Raw genomic sequence first — 25762 nt, forward strand, 5'->3', positions numbered from 1 at the left:
TCTACTTGTGTTAACGGAATTTTAGCGAACCTAGGCTTTACCCAGCGCTAGCGGGGCGGAAGGTACGCCGCCAGGCCGGGTGGCATGATGAATGCATTTACCTTTAGTGTGTCGGATTCAGGGCCGCCTTGCATCGTGCTGCCCGTGCGGGCGGCAGGCACGCAAGCCGGCTCCTGTTTCTACCAGCCGCATCGCCCTCGCGATGCTTTTTCTTTCCCGGCATCCCTGCAACAATGGCCGGGCTGGCAGCATCGCGAAAGTGGCGGAATTGGTAGACGCACCAGATTTAGGTTCTGACGCCGCAAGGCGTGGGGGTTCGAGTCCCCCCTTTCGCACCAATGCAGTGCGGCCGTGCGTGTTCCGGCCGCTTCCCGCCGCAGGCCTGGGGGCTTTCCATTGCGCGGCGCAGTGACGCGTATTCCGCTGGCAGCGGCCGCCGTTATCGGCGAAACTACAAGGCTCGGCGGCTTTCTCGCCATCCGTCAACCCGCATCTTCCATCTCGTGCCGACGCTTGTGCAGTCGGTGGCAGGAGTCAACATGCAAGCATCGATCGAATCCACCGGCAATCTGGAACGCCGCCTGACCTTCACCCTGCCGCAGGAGCGCCTGGAGACGCATGTCGGTGGCCGCCTGCGCGAACTTGCGCGGACCACGCGCATCAAGGGTTTCCGCCCGGGCAAGGTACCCGCCAAGGTCATCGAGCAGCGCTTCGGTCAGCAGGTGCGTGCCGAGGCGATGGAAGGCCTGCTGCGTGAGACCTTCGATTCGGCAGTGCGCGAGCATTCGCTGCGTCTGGCCGGCAACCCGCGTATCGACCAGGGCGAGAGCGATTTCGACTTCGTCGCCACCTTCGAAGTGGTGCCGGATTTCGGCGATATCGACGTGGCCAAGCTGTCGGTGGTGCGTCATACCGCCGAAGTGACCGATGCCGACATCGATCAGATGATCGAGAACCTGCGTCTGCAGCGCCGCACCTGGAACCCGGTCGAGCGCGGCGCTCAGGTCGGTGACCTGGTGGCGCTGGAGACCTGGTCGCAGGCCGGCGACGAGCGTCTGCCCGCCGAAGGCGTGGAGACCGGCAGCAGCGTGCTGGGCTCGGGTGTGATGTTCGACCAGATCGAAAAGGGCCTGGAAGGCCTGGCCAAGGGCGAAGACAAGACCCTGACCATCGACTTCCCGGCCGAGTGGCGCGTGCCGCAGCTGGCCGGCAAGACCGTGCAGGTGCACGTCAAGGCGGTCGAGGTCTCCGAGCCGGTGCTGCCGGTGGTGGACAAGGAGTTCATCAAGAGCTTCGGCGTGAAGAGTGGCGATGCCGAGCAGTTCCGCGCCGACATCCGCACCAACCTGGAGCGCGAGCTTAAGGGCGCGCTGATGAACCGCCTGCGTCGCGAAGTGGGCGAGCAGCTGATCGCCGCCTATGCGCACGTGGAAATGCCGCCGCGTCTGGTCGAGAACGAAGCCCGTTCGATGCTGGCGCAGCAGGTCGAGCAGGTCCGCCGCAGCGGCCGCAACCCGGGCGAGATTCCGGCCGATGCCCACCAGGGTTTCATGGACGCGGCTGCCAAGCGCGTGCTGGTCGGTCTGCTGGTGGGCGAGGTGGCACGTCGCAACGAGCTGCGCCTGGAATCCAAGCGCGTCAGCGAAACGCTGCGTCTGATCGCCTCGACCTACGAAGAGCCGGAGCAGGTCATTGAGATGTACCGCAACGACCCCCAACTGATGAGTGGACTGCAGAGCCGTGTCATGGAAGAGCAGGTGATCGACTGGATCGCCGAGCGCGCCCAGCACACCGAGCAGTCGCTGTCGTTCCAGGACGCCATTCGGGTCTAAGGTAAGCGACCGCGTGACACCAACCCGCATCCCGATGGCTGGGATGCGGATGTCAAACCCGGGCATCGGCGCAAGCCGCTGCCACTACAGGAAGACTGATGAGCATTGTGACCAAAGCCCTGAACCTGGTGCCGATGGTGGTCGAACAGACCAGCCGCGGCGAGCGTGCGTATGACATCTACTCGCGTCTGCTGAAGGAGCGTCTGATCTTCCTGGTCGGTCCGATCGACGACCACATGGCCAACGTGATCGTGGCCCAGCTGCTGTTCCTGGAAGCGGACAACCCGGAAAAGGACATCAGCATCTACATCAATTCGCCGGGCGGCGTGGTCACCGCCGGCATGGCGATCTACGACACCATGCAGTACATCAAGCCGGACGTGAGCACCATCTGCGTCGGCCAGGCCGCTTCGATGGGCGCGCTGTTGCTGGCATCGGGTGCGGCCGGTAAGCGCTATGCGCTGCCGAACTCGCGCGTGATGATCCACCAGCCGCTGGGCGGCTTCCAGGGCCAGGCCACCGATATCGACATCCATGCGCGTGAGATCCTGACCCTGCGTTCGCGTCTGAATGAGATCCTGGCCAAGCACACCGGCCAATCCCTGGAGACGATTGCGCGCGATACCGAGCGCGACAACTTCAAGAGTGCGGTCGATGCGCAGGCCTATGGCCTGGTCGACCAGGTGCTGGAACGCCGTCCGGAAGAGTCGATCCAGCCGTCTTGATAGCCAGATTGCTGAAATTGCAGGAAAAACCGGCAGGGTCGGGCTGGGCGGATGTCCTCCCGACCCTGTGCTATTCTCGAAATCGAACCCCCGTGCATCGGGTGGGGTAACTGGGTAACAGAAGCATGAGCGAAGACCGCCAAGGTCGTTCCGGCGACAGCAACAAGATTCTCTACTGCTCGTTCTGCGGTAAGAGTCAGCATGAAGTCCGCAAGCTGATTGCCGGTCCCAGCGTATTCATCTGCGATGAGTGCGTTGAGCTGTGCAACGACATCATCCGCGAGGAACTCGAAGAGAAGGCGCAGTCGGCACGCTCCAGTCTGCCCAAGCCGCGCGAGATTCTCGAGGTGCTGGATCAATACGTGATCGGGCAGTTGCGCGCCAAGCGCACGCTCGCCGTGGCGGTGTACAACCACTACAAGCGTATCGAGAGCCGCAGCAAGAACGATGACGTCGAGCTGGCGAAATCCAACATCCTGCTGGTCGGTCCGACCGGCTCGGGCAAGACGCTGCTGGCCGAAACGCTGGCGCGCCTGCTCAATGTGCCGTTCACGATCGCCGATGCCACCACGCTGACCGAAGCCGGCTATGTCGGCGAGGACGTGGAAAACATCATCCAGAAGCTGCTGCAGAAGTGCGATTACGACGTCGAGAAGGCCCAGCAGGGCATCGTCTACATCGACGAAATCGACAAGATCTCGCGCAAGAGCGAGAACCCGTCGATCACCCGCGATGTGTCCGGCGAAGGCGTGCAGCAGGCGCTTCTGAAGCTGATCGAAGGCACGGTGGCCTCGGTGCCGCCGCAGGGCGGTCGCAAGCATCCGCAGCAGGAATTCCTGCAGGTCGATACCAAGAACATCCTGTTCATCTGCGGCGGCGCGTTCGCCGGGCTGGACAAGGTGATCCAGCAGCGTTCCAACGATGCCGGCGGCATCGGCTTCGGTGCCAAGGTCAAGAGCAGTGAGCGCAAGCAGGAAGTCGGCAAGATCCTGGCCGAGGTCGAGCCGGAAGATCTGATCAAGTTTGGCCTGATCCCCGAGTTCGTCGGCCGCCTGCCGGTGGTCGCCACGCTCGAGGAACTGGACGAGCCGGCGCTGATCAAGATCCTGACCGAGCCCAAGAACGCCATCACCAAGCAGTTCAAGAAGCTGTTCGACATGGAAGGCGTGGAGCTGGAGTTCCGCCCCGATGCGCTGTCGGCGATCGCCAAGAAGGCGCTCAAGCGCAAGACCGGCGCGCGTGGTCTGCGCACCATCGTCGAATCGGTGCTGCTGGACACGATGTACGAGCTGCCCTCGCAGGAAAATGTCAGCAAGGTGGTAGTGGACGAGTCGGTGATCGAGCACAAATCCGAGCCGTATCTGATCTACCAGGCGCAACCGGCGCCGGCCAAGGCCGCGTCCGGCGACTGAGGCCTGGATGCCGTCGCGCCGGGCCCCGGCCTCGCTCGCGGATAAAGGGTTTCCGAACGCTACTTGCAACACCTGGCCGATGGCCCCATAACGGGGCCATCGGCTTTTTTTACGCCCCAAAACCCCCATTCCTGCGGAGCGCCCCATGGCCCAGTCCCAACCAGAAGTTCTCGATCTGCCGGTGTTGCCGCTGCGCGACGTGGTGGTGTTTCCGCACATGGTGATTCCACTGTTCGTCGGCCGTGACAAGTCGATGCGCGCGCTGGAAAAAGCCATGGAGGCGGACAAGCGCATCCTGCTGGTTGCGCAGAAGTCGGCCGAAACCGACGACCCGACCGCCAGCGACCTCTATACCGTCGGCACGCTCGCGCAGGTGCTGCAGCTGCTCAAGTTGCCCGACGGCACCATCAAGGTGCTGGTCGAAGGTCTGTCACGGGTCACCGTCGACAAGGTCGTCGAGCTGGATGGCGCACTGCAGGGCCAGGGTATCGAGATCGAAGCCAGCGACGCGCGCGAGCCGCGCGAAGTGGAGGCCATCGCGCGTTCGCTGATGTCTCTGTTCGAGCAGTACGTCAAGACCAACCGCAAGCTGCCGCCGGAGCTGCTGCAGACCCTGGCCGGCATCGACGAGCCGGGCCGTCTGGCCGACACCATCGCCGCGCACATTGGCGTGCGCCTGGCCGACAAGCAGCGCCTGCTGGAAATCACCGAGATCGGCGAGCGGCTGGAGCTGCTGGTCGGGCTGGTGGACGGCGAAATCGACGTGCAGCAGCTGGAAAAGCGCATCCGCGGCCGCGTCAAGTCGCAGATGGAAAAGAGCCAGCGCGAGTACTACCTCAACGAGCAGATGAAAGCGATCCAGAAGGAGCTGGGCGATCTGGACGATGCGCCGGGCGAGCTGGAAGAGCTGGCGCGCAAGATCGCCGAGGCAGGCATGCCCAAGCCGGTCGAGACCAAGGCCAAGGCCGAGCTCAACAAGCTCAAGCAGATGTCGCCGATGTCCGCCGAGGCGGCCGTGGTGCGCAACTATCTGGACTGGCTGCTGGGCGTGCCGTGGAAGAAGCGCACCAAGGTCCGCAAGGATCTGAAGGTCGCAGAGGACACCCTGGACGCCGATCACTACGGCCTGGACAAGGTCAAGGAACGCATCCTCGAGTATCTGGCGGTGCAGTCGCGCGTGAAGCAGATGAAGGGCCCGATCCTGTGCCTGGTCGGGCCGCCGGGCGTGGGCAAGACCTCGCTCGGGCAGTCGATCGCCAAGGCGACCAACCGCAAGTTCGTGCGCATGAGCCTGGGCGGTATCCGCGACGAGGCCGAGATCCGTGGCCATCGCCGGACCTATGTCGGTTCGATGCCCGGCCGCCTGGTGCAGAACCTCAACAAGGTCGGCAGCAAGAACCCGCTGTTCCTGTTGGACGAGATCGACAAGATGTCGATGGACTTCCGTGGCGACCCGTCCTCGGCGCTGCTGGAGGTGCTCGACCCCGAGCAGAACAACTCCTTCAACGACCACTACCTGGAAGTGGACCTGGACCTGTCGGAGGTGATGTTCGTCGCCACCTCCAACTCGCTCAACATTCCCGGTCCGTTGCTGGACCGCATGGAAGTCATCCGCATCCCCGGCTACACCGAGGATGAGAAGCTCAACATCGCCATGCGTTACCTGGTGCCCAAGCAGATCAAGGCCAACGGCCTGAAGCCGGAAGAGATCGAGATCGGCAGCGATGCGATCCAGGACATCGTGCGTTACTACACGCGCGAATCGGGCGTGCGTAACCTTGAGCGCGAAGTGGCCAAGATCTGCCGCAAGGTGGTCAAGGAGATCGCGCTTGCCGGCCCGCAGCCGGATGCCAAGAAGGTGGTCGCCAAGAAGGGCAAGCCCAAGGCCCTGGTCACGGTCAACGCGAAGAATCTCGACAAGTATCTGGGCGTGCGTCGCTTCGATTTCGGCCGTGCCGAAGAAGAGAACGAAATCGGCCTGGTGACCGGTCTGGCCTGGACCGAAGTCGGCGGCGAGCTGCTGCAGGTCGAGTCCACGCTGGTGCCGGGCAAAGGCAACCTGATCCTGACCGGTCAGCTTGGCAACGTCATGAAGGAATCGGCATCGGCCGCCTTGTCGGTGGTGCGTTCGCGCGCCGAGCGACTCGGCATCGACGTGGATTTCCTGCAGAAGCAGGACGTGCACGTGCATGTGCCCGATGGCGCGACACCGAAGGATGGCCCGAGCGCCGGTATCGCGATGGTGACCTCGCTGGTGTCGGTGTTGACCAAGGTGCCGATCCGCGCCGATGTGGCGATGACCGGCGAGATCACCTTGCGTGGTCGCGTGTCGGCGATCGGCGGCCTGAAGGAGAAGTTGCTGGCAGCGTTGCGCGGTGGCATTCGCACCGTGCTGATCCCCGACGAGAACCGCAAGGATCTTGCCGACATCCCGGCCAACGTCACGCGCGATCTGAAGATCGTACCGGTCAAGTGGATCGACGAAGTGCTGGATCTTGCGTTGGAACGTCCGTTGGCACCGAAGAAGGCGGGCAAGGAAAAGGCCCGCAAGACGGCTTCGCGGGTTGCGGTCCGCGGCAAGTCGCGCACTACTCCCGGTACCCGCGTCAAGCACTAAAACCGCTTGTCTAAACCCAGGCAAAACAAGCCAAAACCCGCGTCGTTATTGGGTTTTGGCTTGCGTGCGGTTGGGGGCGCTGGTATAAATGCACGACTCGTGGGCGCGGCAAATTGTGATGCGTCATGCGATACCACTTGTGTCGGGTTCTTCGCTAACGGCAAGAGCGCCGATTGTCGATTCCGCGGCATCTGCCGCAAAGGGAGTTTCAAGAATGAATAAAACCGAATTGATCGATGGCGTTGCCGCTGCCGCTGACATCTCCAAGGCTGAGGCCGGCCGTGCTGTTGACGCGGTTGTGAGCGAAATCACCAAGGCGCTGAAGAAGGGCGATGCCGTCACCCTCGTCGGCTTCGGCACCTTCCAGGTCCGCGCGCGCGCTGAGCGTACCGGCCGCAATCCGAAGACCGGCGACAGCATCAAGATCGCTGCTTCGAAGAATCCTGCATTCAAGGCTGGCAAAGCCCTGAAGGATGCAGTAAACTAATCGACTCGCTAGGGTGCTTAGCTCAGCGGTAGAGCGTCTCCCTTACACGGAGAGGGTCGGGGGTTCGAAACCCTCAGCACCCACCATTAAGCACCAGGCAAATGTTTCAAGCGCGGAGCGGTAGTTCAGCTGGTTAGAATGCTGGCCTGTCACGCCGGAGGTCGCGGGTTCGAGTCCCGTCCGCTCCGCCAGTTATACCGAAGCCCCTGAGCGATTGGGGGCTTCGTTTTCTCCACCGGATTCGCATTGCGGAAATGGTGGAGAAGCAGCAGTCCAAGTTTAAAGCGGAGCGGTAGTTCAGCTGGTTAGAATGCTGGCCTGTCACGCCGGAGGTCGCGGGTTCGAGTCCCGTCCGCTCCGCCAGTTATACAAAGCCCTCGGCTCCGTGCCGGGGGCTTTTTTTTGGCCGCTATGGCGGCAATTGCGCGCCCAAAGCCATGTCGGATCCGGTGCGGTGCGGGATTGGGCTGGGTGCCCGGCGTCAGGCGCGTTACACTGCGCGGCTCGCCCACAGGCCGTGATTTGCCAATGCTGCAGAAACTTCGCGACAAGACGTCAGGCTGGATCGCTACCGCCATCCTGGGGTTGCTGATGATTCCGTTCCTGTTCGTCATCGACAACAGCTACCTCGGCGGCATTGGCGCCAATAATGTGGCCAAGGTGCAGGCACCGCCGACATGGTGGAAATCGGCACCGTCGTGGTGGCCGGTCTCGCTGCTGTGGCAGCACCATGAAATCAGTACCCAGGATTTCCGCGCCCGCTTCGAGCAGGCGCGCATGCAGGAGCGGCAGCGCCAGGGCGAGAATTTCGATCCGCGCACGTTCGAATCCCGCGAAAACAAATTGCAGGTGCTCGACCAGTTGGTCGACGAGCAAGTCGTGCGTCTGGGTGCCGAAGATGCCGGCATCGTGATCGGCGATGCGACGGTGCGCGATTACATCGCCGGCATTCAGGCATTCCAGGTCGACGGCAAATTCAGCCCCGACCAGTACCGCGCTGCACTTGCGCAGGGCACGCCGCCGCGCACGCCGGCGCAGTTCGATGCGTTGGTGCGCGACAGCCTGCAGCAGTCGGTGATTCCGCAGGCGATCGCCGAGTCGGGCTTTGCGACCAAGGCCGAGTTCGAGCGCTTGCTCAAGCTGATGGGCGAAACGCGCGACGTGCAGCTGGCCATGCTGCCGCCACCGGCCGCCGATACCGCGCCGGTCAGCGATGCACAGATCAAGCAGTGGTACGACGGGCATACCCAGGATTTCCGTCAGCCGGAAACGGTGACGATCGAGTATGTCGAACTCGATGCCGCCAAGTTGCCGCCGGCAACCGCCGCTGACGAGGCGACGCTGCGCAAGCGCTACGACGAGGAGAAGGCGCGTTTTGTCGAGCCGGATCAGCGTCTGGCATCGCACATCCTGATCAGCGCCGGTAGCGATCCTGCCGCGCAGAAAGCCGCCGAGGAGAAAGCGGCCAAGCTGGCTGCGGAAGCCAAGCAGCCCGGCGCCGATTTTGCCGCGTTGGCCAAAGCCAATTCGCAGGACCCTGGTTCCAAGGGCGCTGGTGGCGATCTTGGCTGGGTCGAGAAGGGCACGATGGTCAAGCCGTTTGAAGATGCACTGTTCTCGATGAAGGCTGGCGAGGTGGTCGGCCCGATCAAGAGCGAGTTCGGTTACCACGTGATCCAGCTGCGCGAGGTCAAGGGCGGCCAGGGCAAGTCGTTCGAGCAGGTGCGCGATCAGCTCGCCGCCGAGCAGCTCAAGGCCGATGCCGACAAGGCATTTACGGACGTGAGCGGCAAGCTGGTGGATCAGGTCTACAAGAATCCCACCGCGCTGGAGCCGGCAGCCAAGCAGGTCGGTCTGCCGGTGCAGACGCTGGGTCCGTTCTCGCGCGCCGATGCCAGCGGTATCGCGGCCAATCCGGCGGTGCTGCGTTCGGCATTCTCCGAAACGCTGGTGCAGGACGGCACGGTGAGCGATCCGATCACCATCGGGCCGAACCACAGCGTGGTGTTGCGTGTGACCAACCACACCGCCGAGGCGGCCCTGCCGTTGGACAAGGTGCGCGAGAAGGTGATCGCCGCGGTCCGCGCGGACCGCACCGAGAAGGCCGCCGCAGCGGCTGCCGACGCGTTGCTGGCACGTGTGCAGAAAGGCGAGACCCTGCAGGCGCTGGCCGCGAGCGAGAAGTTGCAGGTGCAGCCGATTCCGGGCTTGCCGCGCACCGCGCCGATTCCGACGCCGGCGGCAAACCGCGCCATCTTCAGCGCGCCGCGTCCGACCGACGGCAAGCCGTCGGTGGGCAAGGTGGAGCTGGATGGCGGGCGCTTTGCGGTGTTTGTCATCAGCAAGGCGACCCCGGGCGACTTGAAGCAGATGCCGGCCGAGCAGCAGACCATGCTGCGCGAGCAGCTGAGCCAGATCGACGGCAACAATGCGGCGCAGGCGTACGTCAAGGAAATGCGCAAGCGCTACAAGATCCAGATCGAAGAGGCCCAGCTGTAACCGCTGCTGTTCGACTGGTGGAGAAAGAGCCCGGGGAACCGGGCTTTTTCTTTGGCCGATGCCGTCGTGGGCAGGTGCCAGCGTTCGTGTGGGGTATCCCGCCGCTGGCGCTGCGGCGAGTCTGCGGTTGCGTGGACCAGGCACTGGATTCCCGCAGCAACTGGCTAAGGCACTGCGATGGCCCGCCGCAACTGATCTGACGTCGTGCGTATTGCCATCCGTTTGGGATAGGTCTGCCGGGGTTGCGGATTTCGCGCGTCAGGATTGCAGGCGTGCGGTTGCGAAGACGTGCGTCATTCAACGTGCTGATCTGCCGAGCCAATCTGCCAGGCCAGAAAAGCCAGCGTCGGGTTGCGCGTTTGGTGCGCCTACGGGTGGCTACATGGCGGTTGGCGGCAGCCGCTGCGGGCGCGCTCATCAACTGCGATGTCGGTCGGCTTGCAACGATAGCGGGCCAATCGGCTGCGAGTACGCCCGTTTCCGATTCCACCCGTGTCCGATTACCTACGGCGTCGCTAGCAGCGCACGCAAAATGTAAGTGTCAGGCGCTCTCTTCGCAGCCGACCTACGCCTGCGCAGCGCGGCGCTCAACTTCCCCGTGCAAGGTCGACGAAAAGCATGCCGCTGCAGTGTCAGCGGCGCCGGAACGGCGCCGGACGCAGGCGGCTTAGGTCAGGGTGTGTCTTCGAACGACAACACCATGCCGGGCTTCAGCACGGCACGCTTGTCCAGGCCATTGCTGGTCAGCAGTGTCGTGACGGTCACGCCGTAGCGGCGTGCGATGGCCCAGGCGGATTCGCCGTTGCGGACCGTATGCGTGGTGCGCGCCTGTGGCCTGGAGGCATCCGTCATCGCGGCGGCAACGACCGTGGGAGCGGCAGCGCTGTTGTCGGCAATGCCGCCCGTGTCGGCAGATGCGACCACGGCACCTGTCGCACTTGGCTGCGCAGGGGCGATCGGGGCGAGCACATGCACGCCCCGCGGTGCGGCGCGCGCGCTGGCCAGCGCCGGATTCAGCCGGGCCAGTAGCTGCGGTTCGATATCGCGTTGTCCGGCAAAGGCGTTGAGGCTGGTGCCGGCCGGCAATGCATGTTCGGTGAGTACCGGTACCGGGCGGTCGAGCGAGGTCAGCAGATTGCCCTGCTGCTGCGCATGGTCCAGCACACAGGCCAGCGCGTGCAGCTTTTCCACGTACTCGTAGGTGACCTTGGACATGCCGGGCAATTCGGACGGGCGAGCGTTCTGCGCGTTCATGCCGGCCGTGCGCATGGCCTGCAGCACGCGATACTCGCCCGCGTTGTAGGCCATCAGCGCCAGGCGCCAATCGCCGCCGAACATGCCATACAGCGTCTTGAGATAACGCACCGCCGCGGTGGTGGAGTCCACTGCCGAGAGGCGGCCGTCGTATTGCGCGCCAACCGGCACATGGTGGTTGCGCGCAGTGGTAGCGATGAACTGCCAGAGGCCGGCGGGGCCACTGCCGTTGCGGGCGCCCGGGCGATAACCGCTCTCGACGAACGGAATCAGCGCAAATTCGGTCGGCATGTCGGCTTCGCGCAATTCATCGACCACGTAGCCGAACAGCGGCAAGACATCCTGTGCGTCGTCTGCCAGACGGGCCGGCGCGCGCGAGAAATGTTGTTCCCAGCGGGTGTCGCTATGTTCGCTGTCGCAGCCAGGGTCGGCGCGACCGTCCAGGAACGACGAAAAGATCTCCCGACCGTTGCGCACCTGGGGTGTGGCGGTCTGGGCGATCGAGCTCTCTGCGGGTTTGGAGCGGCTTGCGTCGTTGGACGATGCGGCTGCGGGTGCGATGACCGCCGATGCGGTCAGCACTGCCAGAAGCAGGCGCCTCATGCGCGAAATTCGTCTTTCCAGCGCCGAAGTTCGGCGAAAATGTCAACTTCAGAGGGAATTGCCCCACCTGCGCGAGATGCCACCGCAGCGCGGATTTCGGGACTGCTGGTGCGTAAGAACGGATTGGTGGCCAGTTCACTCTTGAGCGAAATCGGCAGGGTAGGACGGGCTGCATGACGCATGGCCTGGGCTTCCTGTTGACGGCGCTGCAAGGCAGCGTTGGTGGGATCGACGTGCAGCGCAAAGGCCGCATTGGCCAAGGTGTATTCATGGCCGCAACACACGAGCGTTTCGCCAGGCAGGGAGGCCAGGCGCTGCAACGCGTCGAACATCTGAGGAGCGGTACCTTCGAACATCCGCCCACAGCCTAGGCTGAACAGGGTATCACCGCTGAACAGATGGCGGTCAGTGACGAAGGCGATATGGCTGAGGGTATGGCCGGGCACTTCCAGCACATCGAAGCTGTTTCCAAGCAGGCTCAAGCGATCACCCTGACCCACCCGGTGGGCATCTGCCGGGATGCGTTCGTCCGCCGGGCCGTACAGCGCAAGGTCCGGCCAACGCTGCTGCAGCGCTGCCACGCCGCCAATGTGGTCGGCATGGTGGTGGGTCAGCAGGACGGCGCTGGGGCTGAAGCCTTCGCGCTCTGCGGCGGCGAACACCGGCTCGGCCTGGCCCGGGTCGACGATGACTGCGCGGCCATCGCTGGCGACCAGCGCCCAGATGTAGTTGTCGTCGAATGCGGGCAGGGCGGTCAGTCGCATAGAATTGGGACCATGCCTGCCACGCCATTCTCCCGTCAAGCTGGCGTCTCATCCTGGTTTGAAACAGGTGCAGGGCGCAGCCTGCTCCTGCTGGAGCGCAAATTGGCGCTTGCGGCGTTGCAAACGCGTCCCTCGCAGCCCTGGCTGTGGCTGACGCCGACGCCCGAGCTGCCGCCGCGCGAGCTGCTGCAAGGGCGCGGGCTGCGGCTGACTCGCAACGCTGGCCGCTTTGCGGGCGATGCGCGCTGCGCCATGCCGTTTCCGTTGCCGACCGAAAGCCTGCAGGCCATCGTGGTGCAGCATGCGGTGGTGGGCGGCGCGGCGGAATTCCTGGCCGAATGCGAGCGGCTGCTGATGCCTGGCGGGCGGCTATGGCTGTTCACGCTCAATCCGCTGAGCCCGTATCGCTTTCGCTGGGCGCGGCGCGGTCCGGTGGCGTTGCGGCCGGATCGCTGGCGGTTGCTGGCGCAGCGTGCGGGGCTGCAATGCGTGGAGGCCGAGCGCTACCTGGGGCCGATCTGGCGCACCGGGCGTGGCGCTACCGGCACCGATCGCGCACCCTGGCGTGCGGTGTATCTGCTCGAAGTGGAAAAGCGCGCCGCCGCTTCGATCGGGCCAACCCCGATCGCGATGCCCTCGCGCTGGCCGCAGCCCGTAGCCACGATCTGACGACTGACCACTTTCCAAACACCAGAAGCTGATGAAATCCATTGAAGTGCATACCGACGGCTCCTGCCTCGGCAATCCCGGGCCGGGCGGTTGGGCGGCCCTGTTACGTTACAACGGCCGCGAGAAGGAATTGTCCGGCGGCGAAGCCACATCCACCAACAACCGCATGGAGTTGATGGCGGCGATCATGGCGCTGGAAACGCTCACCGAGCCATGCCAGATCGTGCTGCATACCGACTCGCAATACGTGCGCCAGGGCATCACCGAGTGGATGTCCGGCTGGGTGCGCCGCGGTTGGAAAACCGCCGGCGGCGACCCGGTCAAGAACCGTGAACTGTGGGAGCGGCTGCATGCGGCCACGCAACGCCACAGCATCGATTGGCGTTGGGTGAAAGGCCACAATGGCGACCCGGACAACGAGCGCGTCGACGTGCTCGCCCGCAATCAGGCCATCGCCCAGCGCGGTGGCAGCGCAACCGCGTAAGCAATCAGCAAAGCGCAACCGCGTAAGCAATCAGCAAGAGGATTCATGCGTCAGATCATTCTCGATACCGAAACCACCGGCCTGGAATGGCGCAAGGGCAACCGCGTCGTCGAAATCGGTGCGGTGGAGCTGCTGGAGCGGCGCCCGAGCGGCAACAACTTCCATCGCTACCTGAAGCCCGATTGCGATTTCGAACCCGGTGCGCAGGAAGTGACCGGGTTGACCCTGGAGTTCCTGGCCGACAAGCCGCTGTTTGCCGATGTGGTCGAGGAGTTCCTGGCCTACATCGACGGCGCGGAGCTGATCATCCACAACGCCGCGTTCGATCTGGGCTTCCTGGACAACGAGCTGTCGCTGCTGGGCGACAACTACGGCCGTATCGTCGAGCGCGCCACCGTGGTGGATACCCTGATGATGGCGCGCGAGCGCTATCCGGGGCAGCGCAACTCGCTGGATGCCTTGTGCAAGCGCCTGGGCGTGGACAACTCGCATCGCCAGTTGCATGGCGCCTTGCTCGATGCGCAGATCCTGGCCGATGTGTACATCGCGCTGACCTCGGGCCAGGAAGAGATTGGCTTTGCCAGCGCCGATACCGGCCAGCGCAGCGAGCATGGCGAGGGCATGATCACCTTCGATCCGGCGCTGCTGTTGCCGCGCGCACGGGTGGTGGTGACCGCGTCGGAGTCGCAGGCGCACGAGGCGCGTCTGGCATACCTGCGCAAGAAGGCCGGGCGCGCGCTGTGGGATGCGCCGGTTGAAGAGGTGGCTGCTGCCGGGTAGTGCGGCTTTCGGCAAGGGGTGTCCGGCTGTCGCGCGGCGTGGCGATGTAGTGGGAGTGCAGTGCGCCGCTGAAGCCTGGCGATTCTGGGCGCGAGTAGTGCGCACATGATGGCTGCCGTGCGGGTTCAATGCCCGTGCTTGGCGCGGCTAACAGCTACTTCGATCCGGTCTATTGCGGAGCGCGATGAGCTTGCTCTGGCTGCAGGGCCCTTGCCCGCCCACCATCGCGGGACACGCCGCAAGTACGTCCGTGTAGGCTCTTACGCGGCATCCATGCCGCGTAAGGTCCCGCGACGGTGGGCGGGCAAGGACCAGTCGAGATGGTCGGAGTGCATGGTGTTCAACCAAGTAGCCGACTCCCGCTCTGGTGCACTGCTCTCGACGGTTCCGGGATCCTTGGCAGCCTGGATGCTGCCAGCGAGTCCTTAGGGCTAGATTTACGGCGTGACCCGCAGGCAGTGAGGACATCGCGCCCTCGACCGACCAAGCGTTTGTCTGCATCCAACCATATGCAGCCAACGAAATTCTGCGCTCACCGCCAGCCGGGCGCTCGCTAGGTCTTGTTGGCCGCTTTCAGTAGCTGCGCACCAATATCGCGGTGATGTTGTCCGATCCACCGCCATCGAGTGCGGCGGCGACCAGGCATTCGACACATTCCTGCGCGCTGCAATCGGCCTGCGACAGGGTCGCGGCGATCGCGGCATCGTCGACTTCTTCGGTGAGACCGTCGCTGCACAGCAGCAGTTGCATGCCGGATTTGAGCTCACCCTGCATGGTGGCGACATTGAGGTGGACCGGATCGGTGACGCCCAGCGCCTGGGTCACCACATTGCGATGCGGATGCGCGCGCGCCTGTTCGCTGGTTAGCGTGCCCTGGGCGATCAGTTCCTGCACATAGCTATGGTCCTGGCTCAGCTGCGCCAGCCGGCCGTCGCGCCACAGATATGCGCGGCTGTCGCCGACCCAGGCCACTTCGAAGCGCTGGCCCAGCACGCGCGCGGCGACGACGGTGGTGCCCATCGGCAAGGTGTCGTTGCAGCGACGCGAGGTCTTGATGATCTCTTCGTCGGCGATGCGTACCGCCTGGGCCAGCGGGGTGCCGGCGCGCACCTCGCGCACGATGGTTTCGCGCGCCAGGGCGCTGGCCACCTCGCCACAGGCATGCCCACCCATGCCATCGGCCACCAGCCACAGCCCCAGCTCGCTGTCGCCGTAGTACGTGTCCTCGTTGAGGTCACGGCGCAGGCCGACATGGGTAAGGTGTCCGAATTCGAGCATGGGGGCGGGTCGCCAAGGAAGGAGGTGCGTGACCATCATCGCGGCGCGGCCGGCCCGCAGCAACACGCCGATCGCCGGTGCCGCAGGGCGGGTTCACGCCCGGACCTTCGATCGTGCCGGCGATGCCGGCCCGGGCCGCTTGTGGCTGGGCGCCGGTGCCCGTATGATGCACGGCCCCAGGACACTGGGGACCATCTGGAGAGGTGGCAGAGCGGTTGAATGTACCTGACTCGAAATCAGGCAGGCGTTTATAGCGCCTCGGGGGTTCGAATCCCCCCCTCTCCGCCAGATTGAGGCGAGCAGTTGTGCCAGTGCCGCGTGAGTTTCGCCGGCGGCATTGGGGGGTGAGAAGCCCCGGGTTCGACAGACAGCAGCGCTGTCTGCACGGCGAAGCCGCCCGCAGGGCGAAGGCACGGAGTGCCGAGTGAATCCCCCTCTCCGCCAGATTCGCATCAGCCCCCGCAAGGGGGCTTTTGTTTATGTGTCGCCGCCGCGCGCTGCTGCGCTGGCTACAATCCGCCCGATATCCGTTGGAGGCCTGTCATGTCCGAGATCCTGGTGCCCGTGTCCTTTGGTGAGCTGCTCGACAAGATCGCGATCCTGCAGATCAAGTCCGAGCGCATGAGCGACCCCGTCAAGCTGGCCAACGTGCGCAGCGAGCTGTCCGCGCTGGAGACCAGCTGGATGACGCATCCGGCCGCCGGCCACGACATCGTGCGTCTGCGTGCGGCGCTCAAGGCCGTCAACGAGCGGCTGTGGGTGATCGAGGACGACATCCGGCTCAAGGAGCAGGCGCAGACCTTCGATGACGGCTTCGTGCAGCTGGCGCGCAGCGTCTATATCGAAAACGACGAACGCGCGCGCATCAAGAAAGAGATCAACCTGGCGCTGGGTTCGTCGTACGTGGAAGAGAAGTCGTACCAGGACTACCGCGCTAGCGGTGTCTGAGAGCCGCTGATTGCAGGTCTGCGTAACCGACTCACGTGGTGGTCGGTGGGTGCGCGGCGCTTTCTGGTGCGCCGCCACACTCCGAGTCGGCCGGCACCGCGGTGATTGGCTGCCGCGCGCGTGAGTCGGCGGTGTTTCGCTCTTGTGTTCCCGGCTGTCCTGGGCGTCTGCGCCACGGCGCAGCGCGCAGCTGCGCCGCGATCGAACGCCTGTTCGAGTGCCGATCCGACGCTGATCTTCAGTGCGGATGATCGCTGCGATAACGCTCGAATGCGGCGATCGCATCGTCCACGGTGATCAGCGCCATCACCTGGTCGAACTCGATCTTGGTGCCCCATTTCAGCTGGTCGGCCGGCTTGCCTAGGTATTTGCGGGCGGCCGCGTCGTAACGGTCTACGCAATAGCGCACGTCCGAGTAAGGGCCGCTGCGCAGCGGGTTGCTGGCCGCATGCAGGCCGAGCACCTTGGTGCCCATCGCGTTGGCGATGTGCATCGGTCCGGAATCGGGGGTGACCACCAGATCGGCGCGGGCGAGCAGGGCGGGAAGTTGTTTGAGCGTGTCCTTGCCGACCAGGTCCAGCACCGGCGTGCGCGCGGCCGCGACGATGGCATCGGCGGTGCTGCGTTCCAGCTCGCTGCGGCCACCGCACAGCACGACCCGCCAGCCTTGCGCTGCAGCATGGTCGGCCAGCGCGGCATGGCGGTCGGGATACCAGTTGCGGCGTGCGTGGCTGGAGCACGGCGAAATCATCAGCACCGGGCGACCATCGTCGTCCCATTGCGCGCGTGCCCAGCGATGCGCCTCGTCGGGAACCGGCAAGTCCCAGCGCACCTGGGTCTGGGTCAGGCCGAGCGGCTGCGCGAAGCTGCCGATGGCGTCGAGTACGTGGATGCCGGGGCGGTCGGCGATGCGCTCGTTGACGAACAGGCCGTGCAGGTCCTTGGAACGGCTGCGGTCATAGCCGATCCGCCGCCGCGCCGGCACGAAGGCTGACAGCACATTGGCGCGCAAGGCCACCTGCATCTGCAGCAGCGCATCGAAGCGACCCAATGGCGCCAGCGAGCGGCGGAGCGCGCGCATGCCGGCCACGCCGGTGCGCTTGTCGTAGGCATGGAACTGCACGCCAGGCAGGCCGTCGAGCAATTTCAGCCCGGCCTTGTCGATGATCCAGTGCAGCTGGCTTGCCGGAAACCCCGCCTGCAGGGTGCGCACCAGCGGCACCACATGGGTGACGTCACCCAGGGCGGACAGGCGCAGCAGGCATAACGAGGCGGGCGTAGAAGCCATGGTGTTGTTAGACTCGATAGATGGTTTCTTTCGACGCCACTGAAGCGCTGGCGCCGTACCGCGAAGGCCGCGGCTATGGCGCCATTCTGTTCGACCGCGAACGGCTGCGGCAAGCCGATGCCGGGCTGTTTTCGCCGCAACGCTGGGGCGACAGGGCGCGGCCGGTCGACGAAGGCGGGCGGGGTGGGGCGTGGTTCGTGGATGCGCCGTTCGGTCACAGCGTGTTGCGACAGTACCTGCGCGGCGGCATGGCCGCGCGCGTGAGCCGCGATCACTATCTGTGGAAGGGCGCCGGGCGCACGCGCAGCTTTGCCGAGTTCCGGCTGATGCGCGAACTGCTCAAGCGCAAGTTGCCGGTGCCGCGCCCGTTGGCGGCTTGCTACTTGCGCGAGGGGCTGAGCTATCGCGCTGCATTGTTGATGGAGCGCCTGGAGAACGTGCGCTCGCTCGCCGATCATGCGCAGGTCGCCGGGCGCGGTGCGCCGTGGGAAGAAACCGGGCGGCTGATCGCGCGCTTTCATCGCGCCGGCCTGGATCATGCCGATCTCAACGCGCACAACATCCTGTTCGATGCCGGCGGGCATGGCTGGTTGATCGATTTCGACCGCGGCGTGTTGCGCATTCCGGCTACACGCTGGCGCGAACGCAATCTCAAGCGCCTGCATCGCTCGCTGCTGAAGTTGCGCGGCAACCGCAGCCGCGAAGAGGTCGACAAGGATTACGAACGCCTGCACCGCGCGTACGAACTGGCCTGGGGCCGGGGCTACTGATGAACTGGGCATTGCGGGTGCAAGGGGTCGGCAATGCGTCGGCGGTGGCGCTCGGTTCGCCGATGGCCACCATCGAGCGCGCCGGCGCGCCGTGGCTGACCATCGATTGCGGCAGCGAAGGGCTGACCGCCTACCAGGCCCAGTACGGTCATCTGCCGCAGGCGGTCTTCATCACCCATGTGCACCTGGACCACGTCGGCGGGCTGGAACGGCTGTTCGTGGACAGCTATTTCTCCCAACGCCGCGGCCGCACGCGCCTGTACGTGCCGGCGCCGGTGGTGCCGTTGCTGCAGCGGCGGATCGCCGACTACCCGAACGTGCTGGCCGAGGGCGGCGCAAACTTCTGGGATGCCTTCCAGCTGGTGCCGGTCGGCGACGCGTTCTGGCACGACGGGGTGCGGCTGGAAGTGTTCCCCGCGCGCCACCACTGGCCGGAGACCGCCTACGGGCTGCGGCTGAAGGGGGCGCTGGTCTGGAGCGGCGACACCCGGCCGATCCCGGAAATGCTGGCCCGCTACGCCGATGACAGCGAGCTCATCGCGCATGACTGCGGCGTTCACGGCAACCCGTCGCATACTGGGGTGGACGATTTGGAGCGGGAGTACCCGCAGGACCTGTTGAGCCGCATGCTGCTGTACCACTACGCCAGCGACGCCGACGGCGACGTGCTCCGCGCACGCGGCCATCGCGTGGCCGTGCCTGGTCAACATCTGCCGCTGGCGGAGCCGACTGCCGCCATGGTGCCCTGATGGGCGCCCTGCTGTTGCCGAACCTGGCCGCCGCGCCGATGCAGGACCGCTATGGCCGGCCGCTACGCGACCTGCGTCTGTCGGTCATCGAGGCCTGCAATTTCCGCTGCGGTTACTGCATGCCGGCCGATCGCGTGCCCGACGACTACGGATTCGATGCGCAGCAGCGCCTGAGTTTCGATCAGCTGGAAACGCTGGTGCGTGCCTTCGTCTTGGTCGGCGTCACCAAGGTGCGCCTGACCGGTGGCGAGCCACTGTTGCGTCGCGATCTGCCCAGCCTGATTGCGCGCCTGACCACGATCGAGGGCATCGAGGATCTGGCGCTGACCACCAACGGCACCCTGCTCGCCCGTCAGGCGGTGGCGCTGCGCCAGGCCGGGCTGCGCCGGATCACGGTGAGCATGGACGCGCTGGATCCGGAGCTGTTCAGGCGCATGAGCGGCAACCGCGGCGAGATCGCGCAGGTGCTGGCCGGTATCGCCGCTGCCGAGCAGGCCGGCTTCCAGCGCCTGAAGATCAACTGCGTGGTGCAGCGCGGCGTCAACGAAGATCAGGTGCTGCCCCTGGTGGAGCACTTCCGTGGCAGCGGCCATGTGCTGCGCTTCATCGAGTTCATGGATGTGGGCAGTTGCAATGGCTGGACCGCCGATGCGGTGGTGACTTCGGCGCAACTGCACGCGCGCATCCACGCGCGCTGGCCATTGCTGCCGCTGGATGCCAATTACACCGGCGAAGTGGCGCAGCGGCATGCATTTGCCGATGGCGCCGGCGAGGTGGGTTTTGTCAGTTCGGTCAGCGTGCCGTTCTGCGGCGACTGCCAGCGCGCACGCGTGTCGGCCGACGGACAGTTGTACACCTGCCTGTTCGCCAGCCAGGGCCATGACCTCAAGCCGGCCCTGGCCGAGGGCGAGCATGGATTGTCCGAGCATCTACGTGCGCGCTGGAGCATACGTGGCGACCGCTACAGCGAGGTGCGCGCATCGACACCGCGCCGTGGCAAGCCGGTGGAGATGTTCCTGATCGGCGGGTAAGGCACTGCTGTTCCATCCAGGCGCCCCGTTCACCGAGAATGTCGCATCCTGAGCGCCTGTCATCGTGTCGTTTCCCATGCCTGCAAAATCCCGTTCCGCACGCCTGACCCACCTGGACGATTCCGGACTGCCCACGATGGTGGATGTCTCGGACAAGGCGGTCACCGCACGCAGCGCCACCGCGCAAAGCCGGGTGCGTTTTCCGGCCGCCGTCGCCGCGCAGTTGCGCGCCAATGGCTTGCGCAGCGCCAAGGGCGGCATCGTGGAGACCGCGGTGATCGCCGGCACCATGGCGGTCAAACGCACGCACGAGTTGATTCCGTTCTGCCACCCGTTGCCGATCGATGCGTGCCGGTTCGAGATTGACTGGGCGGGCGGGCAGCTGCTGGACATCCGTTGCACGGTGCGCTGCGTGCATCGCACCGGTGTGGAAATGGAAGCGCTTACCGGCGCCAGCGTGGCGGCCCTGACGGTCTACGACATGTGCAAGGCGTTGTCGCACAGCATGAGCATCGGCCCGACCAGGTTGGTGTCCAAACGTGGTGGCAAGCGCGATATCGGAGCAAGCCAATGAGCACGACAGTGACAGTGCTGTATTTCGCCAGCCTGCGTGAGGCAGCAGGCATTGCCAGCGAGCAGGTGCAATCGCAGGCGCAGGACCTGCGCACGCTATATGCCGAACTCGATACGCGCCATGGCCTGCGCTGGACACCGGCGCAGCTGCGCGTGGCAGTGGATGGCGCGTTTGCGCGCTGGGAAGACGGCGTGCGCGATGGCAGTGAAATCGTGTTTATTCCGCCGGTGTCGGGAGGTTGAGCATGAGCGAGCAGACTTCCGCCCTCTTTGCGCTTTCCGAGGTGCCTTTGCCGGTCGACAGCTTGCGCGCTGCGCTGGAACACCCGCATGCCGGCGCATTCGCCAGTTTCGAAGGCTGGGTACGCAATCACAATGAGGGCCGCAGCGTGGCCGGGCTGCGCTATGAGGCCTACGCCGCACTGGCGCAGGCCGAAGGCCAGCGCGTGCTCGACGAGGCAATGGGTCGGTTTGCCATCGTCAACGCCTACTGCGTGCACCGCGTGGGCGAGCTGAGCATCGGCGACATGGCGGTATGGGTCGGCGTCAGCGCGGCGCACCGCGGCGCCGCATTCGATGCCTGCCGCTTCATCATCGACGAGGTCAAGGCGCGCGTGCCGATCTGGAAGCACGAGCATTACCTGGAAGGCGATGCCGGCTGGCTGCATCCGGAATCGCAGACGCAGTAGTGCGCTCGCAGGCCACGCGCTGCGGGAACATCAAAAGATCAGGTTGGTGTTCCGCCGGTTGAGCGCGCCGGAAAGCGCCTGACGCTGCGCGTATTTCCGAGCCGTCGCCACGGCGCTGCAAATCACTGGCCAGCTTTGAGCATGGCCGCAAAGTGCCGCGTCGCAGTGGCGGCTGTGCATCGTCTGCATTACGCGCCGAGCGCGTGCGGCATCTATCGATGCGACATCAGTTTGGGGTTGGGGTGGTGTCCCCGCCGGTTGACCTCGGCGCCCGCATCAATCGATACCGTTGCTGCCTTCCGGCCCTGGCGGGATTTTCGATCTAGCGTCGCGAGGGACCGACGGGGCCACCATAAGACGTGGGTCACTGGCGTGACCCTGGATCCATGCAATCGCATTGCAGGATCATGAAACTGGCGGAGAGAGGGGGATTCGAACCCCCGAAGCGCGGTTTAGACGCTTACACACTTTCCAGGCGTGCTCCTTCAACCACTCGGACACCTCTCCGTACCTGCCGTGCGACCGGGTCGTCGGCAGGAGCGGGATTCTAGCCGCCGCGGGCGCCATTAACAAGGTAAAGGATCTGCCGGTCCGGCATGACGGTGCCAGCGCAGGTGGTTGGCCGGCCATCGACGCTGTTTGTCAGTCCTCCGGTGGGTGGCAACGCCGGGGGCACCACGGCCGCTGAACGATCAACTTGACGCGCCATGGCACAATATCGGTTCAGAGGAAGCTGGTTGCCCGATGTCTTATCTTGTTCTCGCCCGCAAGTGGCGCCCGAAGCGTTTTGCCGAACTCGTAGGCCAGGAACACGTGGTCCGCGCGCTCAGTAACGCGCTCGACAGTGGGCGTGTGCACCACGCATTCCTGTTCACCGGCACCCGCGGCGTGGGCAAGACCACAATCGCGCGCATTTTCGCCAAATCGCTGAACTGCGAGACCGGCACCAGTGCCGATCCGTGCGGCCAGTGCCCGGCCTGCCTGGATATCGACGCCGGCCGCTATATCGACCTGCTGGAAATCGACGCCGCGTCCAACACCGGTGTGGACGATGTGCGCGAGGTGATCGAGAACGCCCAGTACATGCCCTCGCGCGGCAAGTTCAAGGTCTATCTGATCGACGAAGTGCACATGCTCTCCAAGGCGGCGTTCAATGCGCTGCTGAAGACGCTGGAAGAGCCGCCCGAGCACGTGAAGTTCCTGCTGGCCACCACCGACCCGCAGAAGCTGCCGGTGACCGTGCTGTCGCGCTGCCTGCAGTTCAATCTCAAGCGGCTGGACGAAGACCAGATCCAGGGCCAAATGACCCGGATCCTGGCCGCCGAGCAGATCGAATCGGATCCATCGGCGATCGTGCAGCTGTCCAAGGCCGCCGACGGCTCGCTGCGCGACGGTCTGTCGCTGCTCGATCAGGCCATTGCCTATGCCGGCGGCGCGCTGCGCGAGGACGTGGTGCGTACCATGCTCGGCACGGTCGATCGCACCCAGGTCGGCGCGATGCTGCAGTCGCTGGCCGACGGCGATGGCGCGCGCCTGATGCAGGTGGTCGCCGCGCTGGCCGAGTTCTCGCCCGACTGGAGCGGCGTGCTGGAGGCGCTGGCCGAGGCCTTGCACCGCATCCAGGTGCAGCAGTTGGTGCCGTCGGTGGCATTCGTCGGCGATGGCATCGACCCGACTGCCTATGCCGCGCAGCTGCGGCCGGAAGTGGTGCAGCTGTGGTACCAGATGGCGCTCAATGGCCGTCGCGATCTGTATCTGGCGCCGAGTCCGCGCGCCGGTTTCGAGATGGCGGTGCTGCGCATGCTGGCCTTCCGCCCAGCGGCGGCAGTGCCGGCTGGCGGCAGCGACGATGGACGTGGTGCCAGCGCCGGCGGTCATGCGCGTTCTGCGGCAACTGGCGTGCAGGCCGCCGCGCCGGTGGCAGCCGCACCAGCACCCGCAGCGGTGGCGAAACCGGCCGACCTGGAGGCCGCGCCTGCTGCCGTGGCTGCGGTCGCCGCGCCGGCGCCGGTCGCTGCTGCGCCCGCGCCTGTCGTGGTGCTGCCCGCTGCGCAGGCATCGACCGATAGCCGCCCATCGACAGCTCCCACGCGCAGCGACGACACGCCGCCCTGGGCGATGGACGATGCGCCGGTGCGTGCCAACACTGCCCCCGTCACTGCGGCGGCGCCCGTGCTGGCGCCGGAGGCGGCAATGGCGCCACCCGCAGCAGGCGATACGGCGTTGCCCGCTGCGGCTGCGCCCGAAGCGGCGATGGCAGTTGCCGCAGCGGCTGAGGTGCCTGCATCTGCAGCGGCGGTGATGTCGAGGCCATCGGTTGCCGCACCCTCCATATCGGCACCGGCACCGGCACCGGCACCGGCACCGGCATCGGCATCGGCAACCGATCCGTCGCCCCTGCTCGACAACGGCCACATCGCCGACGCCGAGCAATGGCTGGATCTGGTCACCCGCAGCGGCTTGAATGGCCCCTCGCGACAGCTCGCCGCCAATGCCGCCTTCATCGGCCATCGCGACGGCGTGTTGCGCCTGGCGCTGGCACCGGGCTTCGAATATCTCAATTCCGAGCGTTCCATCGCCAACCTTGCGCAGGCACTCGCGCCCGAGTTGGGAAATACGCCGCGCATCGTCATCGAGACCGGCAACGCCGATGTCGAGACCCTGCACGAGCGGGCCAGCCGCCAGAAAGGCGAGCGCCAGAGCGCGGCCGAAACAGCGTTCATGAACGACCCGAACGTGCAGCAGCTGATTCAGCAGCAAGGCGCGCGGGTCGTCCCCGATTCCATCCGCCCTTACGACGAGTAACGACACATGCGTGGGAACATTGCCCAATTGATGCAGCAGGCGCAGAAGATGCAGGAAAACCTGCAGCGCGCCCAGGAAGAACTGGCCAAGCTGGAAGTCACCGGCACCGCCGGCGGCGGCATGGTCAGCGTGACGCTGACCGGCGCCAAGGAGTGCCGCAAGGTCCGCATCGACCCGAGCATCCTCTCCGACCAGGAAATGGCCGAGGACCTGATCGCCGCCGCCTTCAACGACGCCTCCAACAAGATCGACGCCGAATCCAAGGACCGCATGGGCTCGGCCACTGCCGGCATGCAGCTGCCGCCGGGCATGAAGTTGCCGTTCTGAGCGAGGGGATTCGGGAGTCGGGAATCGGGAATCGTAAGAGCGAGGTTGTCCTTGGCTTTTGCGATTCCCCAATCCCGATTCCCGATTCCCGACCCAATGTCCTCTCTTCTCGAACAACTGATCGAGGCCTTCCGGGTATTGCCGGGTGTGGGCCAGAAATCGGCCCAGCGCATGGCCTACCACGTGCTCGAACGCGAGCGCGAGGGTGGCCGCCGCCTGGCTGCGGCGCTGGCCAATGCGGTGGAAAAGGTCGGCCATTGCGTGCAATGCCGCGACTTCACCGAGGCGGAGATCTGCGCGATCTGTGCCAGCAGCAGCCGCGACCGGCAGCAGCTGTGCGTGGTGGAATCGCCGGCAGATCGCCTGGCGATCGAACATGCCACCGGCTACCGCGGGCTGTACTTCATCCTGCAGGGCCGGCTGTCGCCGCTGGACGGCATCGGCCCGCGCGAGCTGGGGCTGGACCGGCTCGGCGAGCGTCTGGCCACCGGCGAGGTCACCGAGATGATCATCGCCACCAATGCCACCGTGGAAGGCGAGGCGACCGCGCATTACCTGGCGCAGCTTGCCCGCCAGCATGCGGTGCGCCCGAGCCGGCTCGCGCAGGGCATGCCGTTGGGCGGCGAGCTGGAATACGTCGATCGCGGCACCTTGTCGCATGCCTTTGGCACCCGGGGTGAGGTGCTTTGAGGGCGGGGATTGGGGAGGCGGGATTGGGGATTGGCAAAAGCAAAACATCACAAGCGCGCGGTAAGCTCTTGCCAATCCCTCATGACCAATCCCCAATCCCCACCCATGACCGACACCATCTTCGGCAAGATCATTCGTCGCGAAATCCCGGCCAACATCGTCTATGAAGACGACGAGGTGCTGGGCTTTCAGGACATCGCACCGCAGGCGCCGGTGCATGTGCTGTTCATTCCCAAGCAGCATGCGATTCCCACGCTGGACGATGTGCCGCCGGAGCAGGCGCTGTTGGTGGGCAGGCTCGCACTCGCTGCAGCGTCGTATGCACGCGAGCAGGGGCTGGCGCAGGACGGCTATCGCATCGTGATGAACTGCCGCGAGCACGCCGGCCAGACGGTGTTCCACATCCATCTGCATCTGCTGGCCGGCGCGCCGCTGGGACGGTTCGGCACGCCCTGACCTGGTTACACGATCGAGCGCATCAGCGCCTG

Annotated in this window: 25 protein-coding genes, 6 tRNA genes and 1 other RNA gene; 25 read left to right on the top strand and 7 right to left on the bottom strand. The window is 65.2% G+C overall.

Annotated elements, in window-relative coordinates; all coding sequences use genetic code 11:
* Window positions 1–253 precede the first annotated feature (253 nt).
* The 10 genes from AC1PLS_RS05350 (at window position 254) to AC1PLS_RS05395 (ending at window position 9572) form a co-directional block, all read left to right on the top strand.
* Window positions 254–338: transfer RNA gene (locus AC1PLS_RS05350), tRNA-Leu, on the top strand.
* Between the two features lie 201 nt (window positions 339–539).
* On the top strand, window positions 540–1832 hold the full coding sequence (gene tig, locus AC1PLS_RS05355) for a trigger factor (RefSeq protein ID WP_481104262.1): 1293 nt from the start codon (window positions 540–542) through the stop codon (window positions 1830–1832).
* Window positions 1833–1930: 98 nt separating this feature from the next.
* Window positions 1931–2557, top strand: a complete 627-nt coding sequence (gene clpP, locus AC1PLS_RS05360; RefSeq protein ID WP_002806026.1) for an ATP-dependent Clp endopeptidase proteolytic subunit ClpP — start codon at window positions 1931–1933, stop codon at window positions 2555–2557.
* 125 nt (window positions 2558–2682) lie between these two features.
* Window positions 2683–3969, top strand: coding sequence for an ATP-dependent Clp protease ATP-binding subunit ClpX (gene clpX, locus AC1PLS_RS05365; protein ID WP_003483788.1), 1287 nt, complete (start codon window positions 2683–2685; stop codon window positions 3967–3969).
* Between the two features lie 145 nt (window positions 3970–4114).
* Window positions 4115–6586, top strand: a complete 2472-nt coding sequence (gene lon / locus AC1PLS_RS05370) for an endopeptidase La (RefSeq protein WP_016904733.1) — start codon at window positions 4115–4117, stop codon at window positions 6584–6586.
* A gap of 214 nt (window positions 6587–6800) precedes the next feature.
* Entirely contained in the window at window positions 6801–7073 is a 273-nt protein-coding gene (locus tag AC1PLS_RS05375) for an HU family DNA-binding protein (RefSeq protein ID WP_024938423.1), read from the top strand.
* Window positions 7074–7084: 11 nt separating this feature from the next.
* Window positions 7085–7159, top strand: a tRNA-Val gene (locus tag AC1PLS_RS05380).
* Window positions 7160–7187: 28 nt separating this feature from the next.
* Window positions 7188–7264: transfer RNA gene (locus AC1PLS_RS05385), tRNA-Asp, on the top strand.
* Between the two features lie 95 nt (window positions 7265–7359).
* Window positions 7360–7436, top strand: a tRNA-Asp gene (locus AC1PLS_RS05390).
* A 165-nt stretch (window positions 7437–7601) separates the two neighbouring features.
* On the top strand, window positions 7602–9572 hold the full coding sequence (locus AC1PLS_RS05395; protein WP_184431960.1) for a peptidyl-prolyl cis-trans isomerase: 1971 nt from the start codon (window positions 7602–7604) through the stop codon (window positions 9570–9572).
* Between the two features lie 672 nt (window positions 9573–10244).
* Here the strand turns inward: AC1PLS_RS05395 and AC1PLS_RS05400 are convergent.
* Together AC1PLS_RS05400 and gloB are read right to left on the bottom strand one after the other, a co-directional pair.
* The gene (locus AC1PLS_RS05400) at window positions 10245–11429 is read right to left on the bottom strand and encodes a lytic transglycosylase domain-containing protein (protein ID WP_184431958.1); all 1185 of its coding nucleotides are present in this window, start codon (window positions 11427–11429) and stop codon (window positions 10245–10247) included.
* Window positions 11426–12193: a hydroxyacylglutathione hydrolase gene (gene gloB, locus AC1PLS_RS05405; protein ID WP_184431956.1), complete on the bottom strand. Its 768-nt coding sequence runs from the start codon at window positions 12191–12193 to the stop codon at window positions 11426–11428. The genes AC1PLS_RS05400 and gloB overlap by 4 nt, the downstream gene beginning before the upstream one ends.
* Before the next feature lie 12 nt (window positions 12194–12205).
* Here gloB and AC1PLS_RS05410 point away from each other — a divergent pair, with 12 nt between their 5' ends.
* Genes AC1PLS_RS05410 through dnaQ form a run of 3 tightly spaced genes read left to right on the top strand, consistent with a single transcriptional unit; the run spans window position 12206 to window position 14126 of the window.
* Entirely contained in the window at window positions 12206–12862 is a 657-nt protein-coding gene (locus AC1PLS_RS05410) for a hypothetical protein (RefSeq protein WP_184431954.1), read from the top strand.
* A gap of 31 nt (window positions 12863–12893) precedes the next feature.
* Window positions 12894–13346 (top strand): ribonuclease HI, encoded by a 453-nt coding sequence (rnhA, locus tag AC1PLS_RS05415; protein WP_024938428.1) that lies wholly within the window; start codon window positions 12894–12896, stop codon window positions 13344–13346.
* A 45-nt stretch (window positions 13347–13391) separates the two neighbouring features.
* Window positions 13392–14126, top strand: coding sequence for a DNA polymerase III subunit epsilon (dnaQ, locus tag AC1PLS_RS05420; protein ID WP_024938429.1), 735 nt, complete (start codon window positions 13392–13394; stop codon window positions 14124–14126).
* Between the two features lie 573 nt (window positions 14127–14699).
* Here dnaQ and AC1PLS_RS05425 read toward each other — a convergent pair.
* Window positions 14700–15404 (bottom strand): PP2C family protein-serine/threonine phosphatase, encoded by a 705-nt coding sequence (locus AC1PLS_RS05425; RefSeq protein ID WP_024938430.1) that lies wholly within the window; start codon window positions 15402–15404, stop codon window positions 14700–14702.
* Between the two features lie 197 nt (window positions 15405–15601).
* On the opposite strand from AC1PLS_RS05425, the gene AC1PLS_RS05430 reads away from it, so the two are divergent.
* Together AC1PLS_RS05430 and AC1PLS_RS05435 are read left to right on the top strand one after the other, a co-directional pair.
* Window positions 15602–15692, top strand: a tRNA-Ser gene (locus tag AC1PLS_RS05430).
* A 255-nt stretch (window positions 15693–15947) separates the two neighbouring features.
* Window positions 15948–16352, top strand: coding sequence for a DUF6165 family protein (locus AC1PLS_RS05435; RefSeq protein WP_167708529.1), 405 nt, complete (start codon window positions 15948–15950; stop codon window positions 16350–16352).
* A gap of 238 nt (window positions 16353–16590) precedes the next feature.
* Here the strand turns inward: AC1PLS_RS05435 and AC1PLS_RS05440 are convergent, their stop codons facing one another.
* On the bottom strand, window positions 16591–17640 hold the full coding sequence (locus AC1PLS_RS05440) for a glycosyltransferase family 9 protein (protein WP_184431953.1): 1050 nt from the start codon (window positions 17638–17640) through the stop codon (window positions 16591–16593).
* 20 nt (window positions 17641–17660) lie between these two features.
* Between AC1PLS_RS05440 and AC1PLS_RS05445 the strand changes: the two genes are divergently transcribed.
* The 6 genes from AC1PLS_RS05445 to AC1PLS_RS05470 all read left to right on the top strand — a co-directional run bounded on the left by AC1PLS_RS05445 (window position 17661) and on the right by AC1PLS_RS05470 (window position 21452).
* On the top strand, window positions 17661–18410 hold the full coding sequence (locus AC1PLS_RS05445; RefSeq protein ID WP_024938433.1) for a 3-deoxy-D-manno-octulosonic acid kinase: 750 nt from the start codon (window positions 17661–17663) through the stop codon (window positions 18408–18410).
* Window positions 18410–19159 carry an MBL fold metallo-hydrolase gene (locus AC1PLS_RS05450; RefSeq protein ID WP_016902535.1) on the top strand — a complete coding sequence of 250 codons (750 nt, stop codon included), beginning with the start codon at window positions 18410–18412 and terminating at the stop codon, window positions 19157–19159. The genes AC1PLS_RS05445 and AC1PLS_RS05450 overlap by 1 nt, the downstream gene beginning before the upstream one ends.
* Complete coding sequence (gene moaA, locus AC1PLS_RS05455) at window positions 19159–20190, top strand: GTP 3',8-cyclase MoaA (protein WP_184431951.1); 1032 nt, start codon at window positions 19159–19161, stop codon at window positions 20188–20190. Before AC1PLS_RS05450 ends, moaA begins: the two co-directional genes overlap by 1 nt.
* Before the next feature lie 76 nt (window positions 20191–20266).
* Window positions 20267–20764 carry a cyclic pyranopterin monophosphate synthase MoaC gene (gene moaC, locus AC1PLS_RS05460; RefSeq protein WP_184431949.1) on the top strand — a complete coding sequence of 166 codons (498 nt, stop codon included), beginning with the start codon at window positions 20267–20269 and terminating at the stop codon, window positions 20762–20764.
* Window positions 20761–21006, top strand: coding sequence for a MoaD/ThiS family protein (locus tag AC1PLS_RS05465; RefSeq protein ID WP_184379686.1), 246 nt, complete (start codon window positions 20761–20763; stop codon window positions 21004–21006). Before moaC ends, AC1PLS_RS05465 begins: the two co-directional genes overlap by 4 nt.
* Window positions 21003–21452: a molybdenum cofactor biosynthesis protein MoaE gene (locus AC1PLS_RS05470; protein ID WP_184379688.1), complete on the top strand. Its 450-nt coding sequence runs from the start codon at window positions 21003–21005 to the stop codon at window positions 21450–21452. The genes AC1PLS_RS05465 and AC1PLS_RS05470 overlap by 4 nt, the downstream gene beginning before the upstream one ends.
* Window positions 21453–21482: 30 nt before the next feature.
* On the opposite strand, the gene AC1PLS_RS05475 is transcribed toward AC1PLS_RS05470, so the two are convergent.
* From AC1PLS_RS05475 to AC1PLS_RS05485, 3 genes are all read right to left on the bottom strand, one after another.
* Window positions 21483–21641, bottom strand: a complete 159-nt coding sequence (locus tag AC1PLS_RS05475; RefSeq protein WP_481104263.1) for a hypothetical protein — start codon at window positions 21639–21641, stop codon at window positions 21483–21485.
* A 59-nt stretch (window positions 21642–21700) separates the two neighbouring features.
* An RNA gene (gene ffs, locus AC1PLS_RS05480) (signal recognition particle sRNA small type) lies at window positions 21701–21797 on the bottom strand.
* Window positions 21798–21866: 69 nt separating this feature from the next.
* Window positions 21867–21959, bottom strand: a tRNA-Ser gene (locus AC1PLS_RS05485).
* A gap of 237 nt (window positions 21960–22196) precedes the next feature.
* On the opposite strand from AC1PLS_RS05485, the gene dnaX reads away from it, so the two are divergent.
* The 4 genes from dnaX (at window position 22197) to AC1PLS_RS05505 (ending at window position 25730) form a co-directional block, all read left to right on the top strand.
* Window positions 22197–24257 carry a DNA polymerase III subunit gamma/tau gene (gene dnaX, locus AC1PLS_RS05490; protein ID WP_481104264.1) on the top strand — a complete coding sequence of 687 codons (2061 nt, stop codon included), beginning with the start codon at window positions 22197–22199 and terminating at the stop codon, window positions 24255–24257.
* Between the two features lie 6 nt (window positions 24258–24263).
* A complete protein-coding gene (locus AC1PLS_RS05495) occupies window positions 24264–24584 on the top strand; it encodes a YbaB/EbfC family nucleoid-associated protein (RefSeq protein ID WP_005913896.1) in 321 nt (106 codons plus the stop codon).
* A gap of 96 nt (window positions 24585–24680) precedes the next feature.
* On the top strand, window positions 24681–25274 hold the full coding sequence (gene recR / locus AC1PLS_RS05500) for a recombination mediator RecR (protein ID WP_016902529.1): 594 nt from the start codon (window positions 24681–24683) through the stop codon (window positions 25272–25274).
* Window positions 25275–25379: 105 nt separating this feature from the next.
* Entirely contained in the window at window positions 25380–25730 is a 351-nt protein-coding gene (locus AC1PLS_RS05505; RefSeq protein WP_016902528.1) for a histidine triad nucleotide-binding protein, read from the top strand.
* Window positions 25731–25762: the final 32 nt, after the last annotated feature.

This window comes from Xanthomonas sp. NCPPB 3218 (assembly GCF_056725185.1).

Coding starts and splice junctions, on each gene's coding strand:
- tig (WP_481104262.1), top strand. CDS start 540: ATGCAAGCATCGATCGAATCCACCGGCAATCTGGAACGCCGCCTGACC.
- clpP (WP_002806026.1), top strand. CDS start 1,931: ATGAGCATTGTGACCAAAGCCCTGAACCTGGTGCCGATGGTGGTCGAA.
- clpX (WP_003483788.1), top strand. CDS start 2,683: ATGAGCGAAGACCGCCAAGGTCGTTCCGGCGACAGCAACAAGATTCTC.
- lon (WP_016904733.1), top strand. CDS start 4,115: ATGGCCCAGTCCCAACCAGAAGTTCTCGATCTGCCGGTGTTGCCGCTG.
- AC1PLS_RS05375 (WP_024938423.1), top strand. CDS start 6,801: ATGAATAAAACCGAATTGATCGATGGCGTTGCCGCTGCCGCTGACATC.
- AC1PLS_RS05395 (WP_184431960.1), top strand. CDS start 7,602: ATGCTGCAGAAACTTCGCGACAAGACGTCAGGCTGGATCGCTACCGCC.
- AC1PLS_RS05400 (WP_184431958.1), bottom strand. CDS start 11,429: ATGAGGCGCCTGCTTCTGGCAGTGCTGACCGCATCGGCGGTCATCGCA.
- gloB (WP_184431956.1), bottom strand. CDS start 12,193: ATGCGACTGACCGCCCTGCCCGCATTCGACGACAACTACATCTGGGCG.
- AC1PLS_RS05410 (WP_184431954.1), top strand. CDS start 12,206: ATGCCTGCCACGCCATTCTCCCGTCAAGCTGGCGTCTCATCCTGGTTT.
- rnhA (WP_024938428.1), top strand. CDS start 12,894: ATGAAATCCATTGAAGTGCATACCGACGGCTCCTGCCTCGGCAATCCC.
- dnaQ (WP_024938429.1), top strand. CDS start 13,392: ATGCGTCAGATCATTCTCGATACCGAAACCACCGGCCTGGAATGGCGC.
- AC1PLS_RS05425 (WP_024938430.1), bottom strand. CDS start 15,404: ATGCTCGAATTCGGACACCTTACCCATGTCGGCCTGCGCCGTGACCTC.
- AC1PLS_RS05435 (WP_167708529.1), top strand. CDS start 15,948: ATGTCCGAGATCCTGGTGCCCGTGTCCTTTGGTGAGCTGCTCGACAAG.
- AC1PLS_RS05440 (WP_184431953.1), bottom strand. CDS start 17,640: ATGGCTTCTACGCCCGCCTCGTTATGCCTGCTGCGCCTGTCCGCCCTG.
- AC1PLS_RS05445 (WP_024938433.1), top strand. CDS start 17,661: ATGGTTTCTTTCGACGCCACTGAAGCGCTGGCGCCGTACCGCGAAGGC.
- AC1PLS_RS05450 (WP_016902535.1), top strand. CDS start 18,410: ATGAACTGGGCATTGCGGGTGCAAGGGGTCGGCAATGCGTCGGCGGTG.
- moaA (WP_184431951.1), top strand. CDS start 19,159: ATGGGCGCCCTGCTGTTGCCGAACCTGGCCGCCGCGCCGATGCAGGAC.
- moaC (WP_184431949.1), top strand. CDS start 20,267: ATGCCTGCAAAATCCCGTTCCGCACGCCTGACCCACCTGGACGATTCC.
- AC1PLS_RS05465 (WP_184379686.1), top strand. CDS start 20,761: ATGAGCACGACAGTGACAGTGCTGTATTTCGCCAGCCTGCGTGAGGCA.
- AC1PLS_RS05475 (WP_481104263.1), bottom strand. CDS start 21,641: ATGCAGACGATGCACAGCCGCCACTGCGACGCGGCACTTTGCGGCCAT.
- dnaX (WP_481104264.1), top strand. CDS start 22,197: ATGTCTTATCTTGTTCTCGCCCGCAAGTGGCGCCCGAAGCGTTTTGCC.
- AC1PLS_RS05495 (WP_005913896.1), top strand. CDS start 24,264: ATGCGTGGGAACATTGCCCAATTGATGCAGCAGGCGCAGAAGATGCAG.
- recR (WP_016902529.1), top strand. CDS start 24,681: ATGTCCTCTCTTCTCGAACAACTGATCGAGGCCTTCCGGGTATTGCCG.
- AC1PLS_RS05505 (WP_016902528.1), top strand. CDS start 25,380: ATGACCGACACCATCTTCGGCAAGATCATTCGTCGCGAAATCCCGGCC.